Origin of the sequence: Aeromonas sp. FDAARGOS 1407 (genome assembly GCF_019048725.1) — a bacterium.
Lineage (GTDB): Bacteria > Pseudomonadota > Gammaproteobacteria > Enterobacterales > Aeromonadaceae > Aeromonas > Aeromonas enteropelogenes.
Genome location: NZ_CP077399.1, coordinates 1,563,168 through 1,576,370 on the forward strand (window position 1 = coordinate 1,563,168; position 13,203 = coordinate 1,576,370).

The window sequence follows — 13,203 nt, forward strand, 5'->3', positions numbered from 1 at the left end:
AGCCCAGTCATGATGCATCGACAACAGGGGATGGCGCTGGTGATCAGCCTGATTTTTCTGGTCATGGTGAGCCTGCTGGGCATGGCCGGCATGCGGGGCGCGCAGCTGCAGGAGAAGATGGCTGGCAACCAGAAGGAGGCGCTGCAAGCGCTGCAGGCGGCAGAAGCGGGATTGCGCGCCGCCGAACGCTATATCGAGGCTGGCAACTCGGGTCCTTATGACAACAGCTCGGGCCTGTATGAATTTGTCGATACTGCGGTGGATCCCGCATCACCCTCCACATCCTGGCGCACCTATGCCAACAGCGGTCTGGCGGGGCGTGCCCCCGAGTACTTTATCGAACGGCTGCCCTATACCCAGGGGGGCAGCGAGAATCTGGCGGTCGATGAGCCCATCAGCGAGCGTCGCCTCTATCGCATCACGGCAAGGGGATTTGGTCTCTCGGACGAGAGCCGGGTGCTGTTGCAATCGACCTATAGTCGCTAGGAGGCGGGGTATGGGCAAACTCGGTTTTGGACTCTCGATGATGCTCTGCTGCGCTTCGGCGCAGGCGGCGCTCGATATTGCCCAGGTTCCCCTCTATCTTGGCACTCGGGCCGATCCCAATATCATGTTTACCCTGGATGATTCGGGCTCCATGCATTTCGAGATCATGCCAGAGTCCTTGATCGAGAACGATGCACGCTATGTCTACCCACGAGCCAACAATGTTTATGGGAATGACGATTACGCCAACTATACGATCACCTTTGCCAGCGACAATGCCCGCAATGCCTACGTGCGCTCCAGCCATAACAACAAGCTCTATTACAACCCGCAGCTGACCTATCGTCCCTGGGCCAATGCGGATGGCTCCTTGATGGTCAATGCCAAAGTGACCTGTGCCCCTCACAACCCTTTGAAGACGGCGGCCGGTTGTCGCGACCTGACTCAAACCAATCGAGCATGGTGGGCAATCTATTACACTGAGTTTTCTCCTTATTATTACAACCAAGACGAGAGTTTCTGGCCGGCTGTCTATTTTGACTACAAGGGAAGTGGCAATGTATTCAACGCCAAGAACTATACCCGGGTGGTGATAAACAAAGCGGTGGCCACCATCTATGACGGTCGCCCCAATCGCAGTGACTGCAAAAATGCGCCCGTTTGTACCTTTGACGAGGAAATTCAGAACTTTGCCAACTGGTACACCTATTACCGTTCGCGGATCCTGGCGGCCCGGGCCGGAGTAGGAAGAGCCTTCGCCAGCCAGGGGGAGGCCATTCGGGTCGGCTTTGCCACCATCAATGCCAGCGGCAGCGTGATCCGCGGTGTCACCCCTTTTTCAGGTACTGATCGAACCGCTTTTTTCGATGAGCTGTATGGCCGCGACATTCCGGCGAAGGGGACACCGCTGCGCACCAGTCTGAAAGAGGTAGGGGAGTATTTTTCCCGCAGTGACAATAACGGCCCCTGGTCTGCCCGTGCCGGCAGCACACTTCCTCATCTGACCTGCCGCCAGAGCTACAACATTCTGATGACGGATGGCTACTGGAACGGTGATTCGCCCTCGGTCGGCGATCAGGACCAGGATGGCATCAAGAACACCCTGGCGGACGTGGCCTACAAATACTGGAAGACGGATCTGCGTAGCGACCTGGCCAACAAGGTGCCGACCAGTACGGCAGACCCTGCCAACTGGCAGCATCTGGTCAACTTTACCGTAGGGCTCGGGGTCAACGGTTCGCTCAATCCAGCCAACGGTATCCCGGGCAGCTGGCCGAATCCTTATGATTCCGATGAGTTCAAGATCGACGATCTGTGGCATGCGGCTGTCAACAGCAAGGGGAGTTTCTTCAGCGCGGCGGATCCGGATACCTTCGCCGAGGCCCTGAGCAGTACGTTGGCACAGATTGCCGCCCGCAACAGCTCCGCCAGTTCGGTAACGGCCAACGCCACCCGTCTCGACAGCAACACCCATATCTACCAGGCCCGTTACAACAGCGGTGACTGGTCGGGACAACTGGTCTCGATCCCGCTTAACAGTGATGGCTCTCTGGGGAATATCGCCTGGGATGCCGCCACCCAGATACCGGAGCCTTCGGCACGCAGCATCTTCACCCGGCAAGGCGGGGCCGGCATCGCCTTCACCTGGGAGGCGCTTAACAATACCAATCGCGCCCTATTCAATATTGCTGGTGACAATCTGGGAGAAAGTCGGGTTGCCTATCTGCGCGGTGAGCGCAGTGGCGAGCAGCGCAATGGCGGGGTATTTCGCAATCGCAGCGATCTGCTCGGTGACATCATCAACTCGGATCCCGTCTATGTGGGCAAGCGCGATTACGGCTACAGCAGCGCGACTGGCCTGACCCAGACCGAGCGGGAGAGCTATCAGGCGTTCCTCAGCTCGACGGCGATCGCCCGTCGCCCGCCCATGCTCTATGTCGGTGCCAATGACGGCATGCTGCACGGCTTTCGGGTGGCCGACGGTGTCGAGCAACTGGCCTATATCCCGGCCAGCCTGCTGGAGGAACTGCCCCAGCTGACCAGGCCGGATTACAACCACCGCTACTATGTGGACGGGACGCCCAGGGTCGGGGATGCCTATCTGGGGAGTCGCTGGAAGACCCTCTTGCTGGGCTCTACCGGAGCGGGAGGCAAGGCGGTGTTCGCCATCGATGTGACCGCACCGAACAACTTCACCGCTGACAAGATGCTGTGGGAGTTCACCCATTCCGAGATGGGGATCGCGTTGGCCGCCCCGACGCTGGTACGGGTCAAGGCCGACAACAAGTGGGTCGCCCTGGTGGCCAACGGGTACAACAGTAACAGCCAGACGGCACGGCTGTTTGTGCTGGATTTGGCGACCGGCGCCGTCATCAAGGAGATTGACACCCAGGTAGGCTCGGCCAGCGAGCCCAATGGCCTCTCTTCGCCATTGCCTGTGGATGAGGATGGCGATCGGGTGGTCGACTATGTCTATGCTGGCGATTTGCAGGGCAATCTCTGGAAATTCGACCTGAGTGACAACAACAGCGCCCAATGGGGAATCGCGTTCAAGGCCGGCAACAAACCCAAGCCGCTGTTTCAGGCTTGCGATGGCGCCTGCTCGACCAGCACGCGCCAGCCCATCACCATGCGGCCGCTGGCGATCCGCCATCCCAGGGGTGGGAGCATGGTGCTGATGGGCACGGGCAGCTATTTCACCAATGATGACAAGTCATTGCCCACCAATCCAAGATTGGAGGCCGTCTACGGCATTTGGGACACTGGGAGCGAGGTGAGCCGCAGCCAGTTGTTGCAGCAGAGCATTACCCATGAATTCGTGGCCAATGGCACCACCATCAAGTTCAATGTGCGGGTGGCCTCCAGCAGGGATGTCAATTACACCAGCCAGAAGGGCTGGTATCTGGTGTTGAAATCACCCGGGCTGAGCAAGGGGGTCGGGGAGCGGGCAGTTTCCGAGATGCTGTACCGGCACAAGCGGCTCATCTTCAACACCTTGATACCGTCGGCGGATGCCTGCGATTTTGGTGGCCGCTCCTGGCTGATGGAGCTGGATCCTGTTTCGGGCGCCCGCCTCACCTACTCGGTATTCGACGTCAATGGCGACGGAGCCGTCAACGATGATGACTATGTCGGGATCAAGGATGAGGCTGGCAATGACATCAAGGTGCCGGTCAGCGGCAAGCAATTTGACGAGCTCACCACGACGCCGAGCGTAGTGGAGGATGCCGATATGGAGCGTAAATACATCAGCGGCTCCAGCGGCAACATCTCGGTCACGCTGGAAGAGGGGGCGGGCGATCTGGGTGGTCGTCAGTCCTGGTTGCAACTGGAGTAGAGGCTGGAATGGAACGTGGATTTACCCTGATTGAGTTGATGATAGTGGTGGTCGTGGTCGCCATTCTGGCTGCGATCGCATATCCCAGTTACAACAACTACATGGCGTCCGCCAAGCGGGCCGAAGCCAAAGCGACTTTGCTGGAAGCCGCGCAATATCTGGAGCGGGAGTTTACCGCCAATGGCCATTACGACACTGGCAACCTGGCCTCTGCCGGCTTGGCGACCCTGCCCAGGGACGGTGGTACGGCTTATTACCATCTGGCGCTCAATGCCAGCGGGGCCCGTTATACCCTGACGGCTATTCCGACCGGTGTGATGAATGGCGACCCCTGTGGATTGTTGACTCTCGATCAGAGCGGACAGCAGGGGGTATCGCGTGCCACCATGACAACGGCCGAATGCTGGTAGAACTTATTTCCAGCACTCGGTCGGGGTCTTGATATCGGCCTTGTTGATGGTCAGGCTGTCGCAGCTGGTGCTGCCGGACTTGTCGCCGACCTGGGCTCCCTTGCTGGTCGCAACCAGGGTGTAGGCGGTGGCAGTGGCACCTGAAATGGTGAAGGTATAGTAATCGCTGGTCGGGTTGCCCACATTGGCTACGGCACTGCTGTAGCTGGCGTTGGAGATGCGGAACTCTTCCTGTTTGAGCTGCATGGTCAGCAATCCCTTGACGGCTTCAGCCCGACGGGATTTACGCAGACCATCTGTAAAACTGGGGTAGGCGACAGCGGCAATGATGGCGACGATGGCGACTACCACCATCAATTCCAGCAGGGTAATACCTGATTGTTTGATTCTCATGGGGGCGGCAGGGTTCGTTAAACAGATAGATACTATAGGATAGTACTGACACCACACTCTACTGGCATGTGCGAAAAGAAAGGAGTCTTTAGCCAATGGAATGCGCAGAGTGCCGCTCCGCCGGTTTTACCATGATTGAATTGATGATTGCCCTGGCGCTGGTCGCGTTGCTCCTGACCGTGGCGATCCCCAGCTATCAGTCTTTGCGCCAGGAACAAATGGTAAAAGCAGCCACCCAGGCCGTATACACGGATGTGATGCTGCTCAAGTCAGAGGCGATCAAACGTAATCGCACCTTGCAGTTTATTATCTTCAACAGCGGCACCAGTAGCTGGTGTTATCGAATCCATATTGATGGTAGCTGCAGCAGCTGCAGCGATTCCTGCTCAAGCATTGAGGGACGCAAGGGTGCAGATGCCAGCGAATACCCCGGTATCAGCCTGGTGGCCAGTTACAGTGAATCGGTAACCAATGTCAGGCCTCTAAGTATCTCGCCCAGAAGGGCCACCTTGGCGGCGGGGAATATTGCCATTTCGTCCGGTACCTACTCCATGCAGGTCAAGACCAATAATGTCGGGCGTGTGCGCACCTGTGGTGTCAGCAATGTCAGTGGAGTGCCTGCATGTTGAAAGCACCAAGGGGATTCAACGTGGTGGAGCTGATGGTGGCCATGGTCGCGGGTCTGTTTCTGGTTGCTGCAGTGACATCTTTGTTTGCCACCATCCTCAAGGCCAATCAAACATCCATGCAGGTGAGTCGCCTCAATCAGGAGCTGCAGAGCATCACTGACATGATAGCCCGTGACGTGCAGCGAACCGGTTACGATCAGGGGGCGACCGCATTTCTTGGGGCTGCATCGGGAGCCAGATCCCCGTTTTATTTCGATACGAGCAGCGATCTGATGAATGAGACCGTCAGTGGTTCCAAGATTTATCGCTGCATCAGACTGAAATACGATGATGATAACAACGGGTCTCTTGGCTCTGATGAAACCTTTATTTACAGCTATGACAGCGCTGACAAAGGGGTGCAACTTGGCACCAGTTGCAGCACTGGCAACCTGCTCAGCACCGACAACACCATAGAGGTAACCGATCTGACCTTCTCGCTGTTTGGCAGTAGCGCCTCGGCCGGCGCGAGGACGGTGCGCATGGCCATCTCGGGTCAGTACAAGGCGAACTCCGCACTCAAACTCACCCTGCAGCGCGATATCAAGCTGCGCAACGATGGGTATTGATGCCATGAAACGTCATCTTGGCTTTACCACCTTCACCATTACTCTGCTGCTTATCGTGATCCTGCTTGGCATCTCGTTGCTGGTGGGCAAGTTGATGGTGGCGGATCGTCGTGTCAGCCTCAACGAGGTGCAGTATCGCCAGGCGCTGGCGCTGGCCGAGCTGGGGTTGTCGGACGGGGTCGGGCGGCTTGCGCAGGATGCCACCTGGCGTACCCCTAGCAGCGGTGTTTCCGTCACCGTATCGGCCGGCAATTACACCCTCTTTGCGCTGGATGAACCGGCTGTGATCGTGGGGGGGGCGAGTGTAACACCGGTGAAAATACGCACCCAGGCGACCCTGGTCGATGCGACGGCCAATGCCGAGGTTGAGGTGAAGGCTATCAAGATAAGCGTATTGGCCGGCACCCCGGCAGCCCCCCTGACGGTAGCAGGTGGCATGGCCGTATCCGGCAACTTTACCGTGGTGGCCAATCCTAACGGAGGGGGGCCGGGAGTGCCGCTCTCCATCTGGACCAATGGTAATGTGGACCTGACAAATGGCTCCGGTCAGACCTGCCATCAGGGGGACTACAGCGGAGGCTGCAGCGCCAACATCAGCCAGAAGGGCGACAAACAATCGGACATCAAGGACAACGATACCGACTTCCCCACGGATCTGGTCTGGTATCTGTTCAACGAGAATGATGATGCTGCCGGCTGGGCCAATCTGGAGTCTCGGGCGGTGCAACTGCTGACAAATTGCGATTCACTGTCGACCGCCTCGCGCGGTCTCATCATCGTCGATGGTGATTGCAAACCGGGTGGGTCGATCGGTTCGATCGCAGCGCCGGTCGTGCTTATCATACGCAACGGCAACCTGATGGTGAACGGGAATGCGACCTTGTACGGGCTGGTGTTCGCCTACTCAGCCACGCCCGCCACAGCCACCACCGACGTCAGCCTGAAGGGGGGAGCAATCGTCAACGGCGCGGTAGTAGCCAACTATCAGCTGGGCAAGACGGCCAATGGGACCTTCGATGCCAAGTATGATCAGGCGGTGTTGAGCAATATCGAAAATGGGGCGGCGTTTCAGAGCATCAATCTGGTGCCTGGTAGCTGGCGGGACTGGTAGGAGCATCTATGAAACCGCACAAGGGATTTGGGCTGTTGGAGATTTTGATCACCCTGGTTCTGCTTGGGGTGGGTGTGGCAGGTCTGGTGGCTATGTCTCGCTCATTGCTCAATACCTCCCAGGATAGTCGCCGCTACGAGGTGGCCATGCGGCTGGCCGAGTCACAACTCGATGCGTTTCGCACCTTCAACGGGGTGGTGAGTGCGGTTTCGCCGCTCACGGCCTACAACAACATAACGGCGGGCACCAGTTCGGCCACTCCCGCCGATGGCGGGGGGACTTATGCCCTGAGTTGGACCGTCAGCAACCAGTACTGGAATGGCTCTGCCTGGCAGACCACGATCCCGGCGGGTTATCTGTACTCCTATCCTGGCAGAAAGATAGTCAATGTGACCGTCAGCTGGAGCGACAACGTCGGGCAGGCTCATTCCTTGCTACTCTCCGGGGCCGTGTCGCCGGCGGAATCGCTGACTCAGAATCAGTTCAACGGCGGGCTGGATACCAGTCGCGAGCCGCCCCACGTGGTCTATACCCCCGGAGTTGCGCCTGATGTCATCTCGATCCAGATCGATCAGGAAGGCCGCAAGCAGGAGACCAGCAAGCCGCTGCCGACCGTGACCTCCAAGGATGGTGCGGTTGGCAAGCTGGTGCAGTTCGAGACGGTCACCTACAAGCCCGACAATGGTGGCAACACCCAGCAGGTGCTGCAGGATCTGGCCTCGGTCTCCTGTTCCTGCAGCTATGGCTCGAGCATAAACGCTTACCTGCCCGGCCAGGCCACCCTGACCAGCAGCAATTTGCTTTATTGGAATGCGGGCTCCCAGGTGATCAAGCAGACAGGGGTACTCAACAGCAGCGTCAAGGATCAACCGGCCCTCTGTACCAGTTGCTGCAAGGATCACTTCGATGGCAGTGGCAGCAGTTTCGACCAGTTTTACTCGCCGCTTCATACCAGCCGACAGCGCTACAGCAGCTCCCTTTCATCGGTTAATAGCGGGAATTATGTCGATGCCTGCCGCTTTGTCCGGCTCGATGGCTACTATCGTCCCCTGCCGGACTGGAACCTGATCAAAGTCATAGTGACCAGCGCCGACTTCCTCGCCAAGGCTGAGAACCAGACCAGCTACCAGAACTACATCAAGTACGTTGTTACCACTTATGTTACCTGGCAGAAGAACACTCTCAACTGGACTTCGAATCCCACGGCTACGCCCCCCTCGATCATTGAATTTGCCGACTGGCTGCCTACCAACGCGGCAGCGGGAGGAGACACCAGCACCAAGATCACCATGAACACCGGGACGGCCCAGCTGATTGCCCGGGGTATCTATGTGGATGTGCTCTCACCAGACAATCTCGCGAAGCTTGATCTGACATCACAGGATTTGTTGGCCCGAATCCCGTTTCAGGACATCAACCTGACCATGCTGGCGGAGTGGAGCCTGGTGCCCCTGAATGGCCAGCTCACCGGCAGTACCTCTGATTACGTGGGAGTGACCAACGAGACGGTCAAGACGGTGGTTGATCTCAGCAACTACTACTTTGGCAGTTACAGCCGTGGTTATTTGTCGGCCAAGAAGAGCACCAAGGATGCGTCCAACGTGTTGCAGAGCGCCTCGATCAAGGTGACGGCCTATCAGGGGAACTCGGGGATCACCGCTTCGCTCATCTCTCAGGTGGATCAGAGCGAGGCCAAGAGTGCCACCATGCCGGTGGCGATCGATACCAGCTCCCAGACGGTGCCGACCCTGACCGTATCGGGACGAATCGAGTGTCTTGAACAGGGCAATGGGCAAAATTCCGCTCCAGAGTCCTGTAAGGCCAACACGTTCAGCGGGCTGACAGTCACTACGACAACCACGGGAGCCACCTGTCGTATCGATGTGCCAAAAACCAACAACCAGCCCGCTACATACGTTTGTTCTGCCGCACAAAACAGTAATCTGGTTGTGAATTTATCCTATAGCGCTCAGGGCAATAAAACCTACTTGTTGAAGCCGGCCTCCCTCAGTATCGCCATGACGCCGCCTGCCAGTGGCCAGGTGATCACGGGCCCCTGTGCCCTGTTGGTGGACAATGGTGTGACCAATGCTGCAAACCTGACTTGTACCCCCTGAACCTCGGGCGCTGGCACAGCCAGCGCCTTTTCTTTATCATTCCCCATCATTTTTGATTTTAAGATGCATCGCCATGGCAAAAGCCCTCTCTCTGATGCTTGCCCAGTTGAATCTGACGGTAGGCGCCATCGAAGAAAACTGTGACAAGGTACTGGCTGCGGCCGCCGAGGCAGAGCGGCAAGAGGCCGATCTGCTGGTCTGCTCCGAGCTGGCTCTGACCGGCTATCCGCCGGAAGATCTGCTGCTGCGCAGTGATCTCATGCTCCGGGTTGATGCCGCGCTAGCTCGAATTGCAGCCTGGGCAGGCAACTGCGCCATTCTGGTGGGGCACCCCTGGCGGGAAGGAGAGGCACTTTACAACGCCGCCTCCCTCTACGAGCAAGGCAAGCTGGTGGCGCGCTACTTCAAGCAGGATCTGCCCAACTACGGGGTGTTTGACGAGAAGCGTTACTTCACGGCAGGCACCGAGACATGTGTCGTGCCGTTCCGTGGTCATCAGTTGGGTCTGCTTATCTGCGAAGACCTCTGGCAAGCAGGCCCGGCGCTGGCCGCCAGGGCGGCGGGAGCCGAGCTGCTGCTCACCATCAATGCCTCACCCTACGATCAGGAGAAACCCTGGATCCGCCGCGAGTTGATGGCGGAGCGCTGCGATCAGACCGGCGTACCGCTGATTTACCTCAATCAGGTGTGTGGCCAGGATGAGCTGATCTTCGACGGCTGCTCAAAAGTCTTCAATAGCCATGGCGAGCTGACTCACAGGTTGGCGCCGTTTGCTGAAGAGCTGGCGCTGGTGCGCTTTGCCGATGGTGAACCGGTGAAAGAGCGGGAACCGGCTGCGCCGCTGGAGCCCTTGGCCGAAACCTATCAGGCGTTGGTGCTGGCGGTACGCGATTACGTTACCAAGAACGGCTTTCAGGGCGCCGTGCTGGGGCTTTCCGGCGGTATCGACTCTGCCCTGACTCTGGCGATTGCGGCCGATGCCATCGGTGCCGATAAGGTGCAGGCGGTGATGATGCCATTTCGCTATACCGCCCAGATGAGCGTGGAAGATGCTAAGGAGCAGGCCGAGCGGATGGGTGTTGAGTTCAACATCATCTCCATCGAGCCCATGTTCGAAGGGTTTATGGGTCAGCTGGCGCCCCTGTTTGCAGGCACGGCTCGCGATACCACCGAAGAGAACCTGCAGGCTCGCTGCCGCGGCGTGCTCTTGATGGCGCTCTCCAACAAGCGTCGTCGCATTGTGCTCACCACCGGCAACAAGAGCGAGATGGCGGTGGGTTATGCCACCCTGTATGGCGACATGGCCGGCGGTTTCGACGTGCTTAAAGACGTGCCCAAGACCCTGGTCTTCAAACTGTGCGAATACCGTAATTCGGTCGATTATGTGATCCCCCAGCGGGTCATCGACCGTCCCCCTTCGGCAGAATTGGCGCCGGATCAGGTGGATCAGGACAGCCTGCCTCCCTATGACATCCTGGATGCCATCCTCAAGCGCTACGTCGAAGAGGATGCCTCGGTCGCCGACATGGTGGCCGAAGGGTTCGAAGAGACGGTGGTGCGCAAGGTGATCCGTCTGGTGGATCTCAACGAATACAAGCGCCGTCAGGCCGCAGTCGGTCCCCGCATCACGGCCCGCAACTTTGGTAAGGATCGCCGTTACCCCATCACATCCGGGTTTGGCAAACAGAACTGGTAAGGAGTCACCATGAAGAAGATTGAAGCCATCATCAAACCGTTCAAGCTGGACGATGTGCGCGAGGCTCTGGCCGAGATTGGCATCAACGGCATGACGGTATCCGAAGTCAAAGGTTTTGGCCGCCAGAAGGGGCACACCGAGCTTTATCGCGGTGCCGAATACATGGTGGACTTTCTGCCGAAAGTGAAGCTGGAACTGGTGGTGCAGGATGAGGATCTCGATGCCTGCCTGGAAGCGATCCAGAACACAGCCCGCACCGGCAAGATTGGTGACGGCAAGATCTTCGTCTGTGACGTGGAGCGGGTCATTCGTATCCGTACTGGCGAAGAGAACGAAGACGCCATCTGATGTGGATGCGCCTCGTTGTGGTGGCAGGCCTGTTGGCTGGCCTGACCGCCTGTAGTAGCCGGCCGCCGGCCCAGCCGGAAAACCTGTGCCAGATCTTTCGCGAGAAGCCTGACTGGCATGAGGCGGCCCTCAAGATGAACGAGAAGTGGGGTACCCCGATCCAGGTGGTCATGGCCATGATGTATCAGGAGTCCTCCTTCGTACATGACGCCCAGCCGCCCATGGAGTATTTCCTCTTCATCCCGACCGGGCGGGCCAGTTCCGCCTATGGCTACGCTCAGGTGAAAGATGAAACCTGGGCCGATTACCAGCGGGAAACCGGCAACAGCTGGAGTGATCGGGACGATTTTGCCGACGCCATCGATTTTATGGGCTGGTACACTCACAAGGCCCAGCGGCTGAACGGCACCTCCAAGTGGGATGCGTATGGCCAGTATCTCAACTATCACGAAGGGTGGGGTGGCTACCGGCGTGGCAGCTACCGAAGCAAGGGCTGGTTGATGAAAACCTCCCGCAAGGTAGAGGCCCGAGCCCAACGCTACGGCGCCCAGTATCGACAATGCAAGGATCAGCTCTCCACCGGGGGCTGGTTCTGGTAACCCAATCAGGAGTCAGAAATGCCGTTATTGGACAGTTTTACCGTTGACCACACCCGTATGGAAGCCCCTGCGGTACGCGTGGCCAAGACCATGCAGACCCCGAACAAGGACACCATTACCGTGTTCGATCTGCGTTTCTGTGTGCCCAACCAGGAGATCCTCTCCGAGCGTGGCATCCATACCCTCGAGCACCTGTTTGCCGGTTTCATGCGGGATCACCTGAACGGTAACGGGGTCGAGATCATCGACATCTCCCCCATGGGCTGTCGTACCGGTTTCTACATGAGCCTGATTGGTGCGCCGGACGAGGCGCGGGTGGGGGCGGCTTGGCAGGCGGCCATGAGCGACGTGCTGACCGTGCAGGATCAGAAGCAGATCCCCGAGCTTAACGAATACCAGTGCGGTACCTTCAGCATGCACTCTCTGGAAGAGGCGCACGCCATCGCCCGTCACGTGCTGGAACGGGGGATCGGGGTCAACCACAACGACGAGCTGGCCCTGCCCGAAGAGAAGCTCAAGAGCCTCTAAGCCAGGCATATGCCTCGTAAATCAATCCAGAGAAGCCGGTCAGCACTGCTTGCCCGGCTTTTTTATTGGTACTGATGCAGGCAGACAGGCAGCTTGTTCAGCGAGTGTTCTCTGGTAGCATGGTGTTCGACTGAACAAGAAAAGAGGGATGCTATGAGCATGAAAGGAGTCTTGCTGCGTTGGTTGGCCCGTTACGACGCATGGTGCGAAGAGTGGGGGCTCACACCGCAAAACCGGCGCTGCTGCACGCCGGTGCGTTACGATGAGGAGTCATCAAAAGATCAGTCGGAAAAGACCTCTTCTTCCTCTAGTCAAAATTGCGGGTCACGGCACCGGTAACGCTGTTGTACTCAAAGCCGAGGCCGTTTTTATAATCTGAACCCGTCTGGAAGCGGCCCATCGAGTCGCGCAGGATATAGCGGCAGTTGTAATGCATCTCATCACCCTCCTCCTCATCAGGATGTCCCGGGCCAACCATGTCCGAAAGATAGTCCGCCTGCTTTTTGATCTCATCAGGTTGGTTGGTAGAAGCTACCGTCTGGTCGCCATCAAGGAGGTCGGTAAACAGCAAACGGCAATCCGATTGATTGCTGACCGAGATATGGTTTCCTGAACCGGGCTGATAGGGGGTATTGGCGGGTTGGTTGTAATCCTCTTCGGAGCCTGACGGCCATCCGTAGCGATTGATGTCCGACTTGCCCTCCCCATGGCTCCCCAAATTGTAAAGTGCGACCGCCTCTCCCTTGGTGGCAACAGCCCATCCTGCATGGGCCAGCTGCACCGCACTGGCAAAACTACCCGCCGTCGCCGCGACACTGCTTCTTAACGCATCATCCTTGATATTGATAAAACGGGGCAGGGCGATGACTGCCAGAATACCCAGCACTATGATGACCAGTACCAGTTCAATCAGGGTAAAACCATGGTGTCTGTGTTTCATT

General features: G+C 57.9%; 14 protein-coding genes. 12 read left to right on the forward strand and 2 right to left on the reverse strand.

Annotation, left to right across the window (positions count from 1 at the left end; genetic code table 11):
* The first annotated feature begins 9 nt into the window (after positions 1-9).
* From I6L37_RS07600 to tppA, 3 genes are read left to right on the forward strand one after another with little or no spacing between them, the layout of a single operon-like run.
* Positions 10-486 carry a PilX N-terminal domain-containing pilus assembly protein gene (locus I6L37_RS07600; protein ID WP_223379144.1) on the forward strand — a complete coding sequence of 159 codons (477 nt, stop codon included), beginning with the start codon at positions 10-12 and terminating at the stop codon, positions 484-486.
* 10 nt (positions 487-496) lie between these two features.
* Positions 497-3,823, forward strand: coding sequence for a pilus assembly protein (locus tag I6L37_RS07605; protein ID WP_216993673.1), 3,327 nt, complete (start codon positions 497-499; stop codon positions 3,821-3,823).
* A gap of 8 nt (positions 3,824-3,831) precedes the next feature.
* Complete coding sequence (gene tppA / locus I6L37_RS07610) at positions 3,832-4,233, forward strand: type IVa pilus pseudopilin TppA (RefSeq protein ID WP_216993674.1); 402 nt, start codon at positions 3,832-3,834, stop codon at positions 4,231-4,233.
* Between the two features lie 3 nt (positions 4,234-4,236).
* Here the strand turns inward: tppA and I6L37_RS07615 are convergent, their stop codons facing one another.
* Positions 4,237-4,626: a type IV pilin protein gene (locus tag I6L37_RS07615; RefSeq protein ID WP_026455777.1), complete on the reverse strand. Its 390-nt coding sequence runs from the start codon at positions 4,624-4,626 to the stop codon at positions 4,237-4,239.
* 95 nt (positions 4,627-4,721) lie between these two features.
* Between I6L37_RS07615 and I6L37_RS07620 the strand changes: the two genes are divergently transcribed.
* From I6L37_RS07620 to I6L37_RS22215, 9 genes are all read left to right on the forward strand, one after another.
* Positions 4,722-5,255: a GspH/FimT family protein gene (locus I6L37_RS07620; protein ID WP_216993675.1), complete on the forward strand. Its 534-nt coding sequence runs from the start codon at positions 4,722-4,724 to the stop codon at positions 5,253-5,255.
* A 20-nt stretch (positions 5,256-5,275) separates the two neighbouring features.
* Positions 5,276-5,863, forward strand: coding sequence for a PilW family protein (locus I6L37_RS07625; RefSeq protein WP_026455775.1), 588 nt, complete (start codon positions 5,276-5,278; stop codon positions 5,861-5,863).
* Positions 5,864-5,867: 4 nt separating this feature from the next.
* Positions 5,868-6,974, forward strand: coding sequence for a PilX N-terminal domain-containing pilus assembly protein (locus tag I6L37_RS07630; RefSeq protein ID WP_061476233.1), 1,107 nt, complete (start codon positions 5,868-5,870; stop codon positions 6,972-6,974).
* An 8-nt stretch (positions 6,975-6,982) separates the two neighbouring features.
* The gene (locus I6L37_RS07635) at positions 6,983-9,091 is read left to right on the forward strand and encodes a prepilin-type N-terminal cleavage/methylation domain-containing protein (RefSeq protein ID WP_216993676.1); all 2,109 of its coding nucleotides are present in this window, start codon (positions 6,983-6,985) and stop codon (positions 9,089-9,091) included.
* A 73-nt stretch (positions 9,092-9,164) separates the two neighbouring features.
* Complete coding sequence (locus I6L37_RS07640) at positions 9,165-10,787, forward strand: NAD+ synthase (protein WP_216993677.1); 1,623 nt, start codon at positions 9,165-9,167, stop codon at positions 10,785-10,787.
* 9 nt (positions 10,788-10,796) lie between these two features.
* Entirely contained in the window at positions 10,797-11,135 is a 339-nt protein-coding gene (glnB, locus tag I6L37_RS07645; protein WP_026455772.1) for a nitrogen regulatory protein P-II, read from the forward strand.
* Between the two features lie 5 nt (positions 11,136-11,140).
* Positions 11,141-11,734: a transglycosylase SLT domain-containing protein gene (locus tag I6L37_RS07650; protein ID WP_061476378.1), complete on the forward strand. Its 594-nt coding sequence runs from the start codon at positions 11,141-11,143 to the stop codon at positions 11,732-11,734.
* Positions 11,735-11,752: 18 nt separating this feature from the next.
* Positions 11,753-12,262 (forward strand): S-ribosylhomocysteine lyase, encoded by a 510-nt coding sequence (luxS, locus tag I6L37_RS07655; protein ID WP_216993678.1) that lies wholly within the window; start codon positions 11,753-11,755, stop codon positions 12,260-12,262.
* A gap of 159 nt (positions 12,263-12,421) precedes the next feature.
* Positions 12,422-12,601, forward strand: a complete 180-nt coding sequence (locus I6L37_RS22215; RefSeq protein ID WP_082043404.1) for a DUF5363 family protein — start codon at positions 12,422-12,424, stop codon at positions 12,599-12,601.
* On the opposite strand, the gene I6L37_RS07665 is transcribed toward I6L37_RS22215, so the two are convergent.
* Positions 12,570-13,202: a prepilin-type N-terminal cleavage/methylation domain-containing protein gene (locus I6L37_RS07665; RefSeq protein ID WP_042025841.1), complete on the reverse strand. Its 633-nt coding sequence runs from the start codon at positions 13,200-13,202 to the stop codon at positions 12,570-12,572. The two genes, I6L37_RS22215 and I6L37_RS07665, sit on opposite strands and share 32 nt — an antisense overlap.
* Position 13,203: the final 1 nt, after the last annotated feature.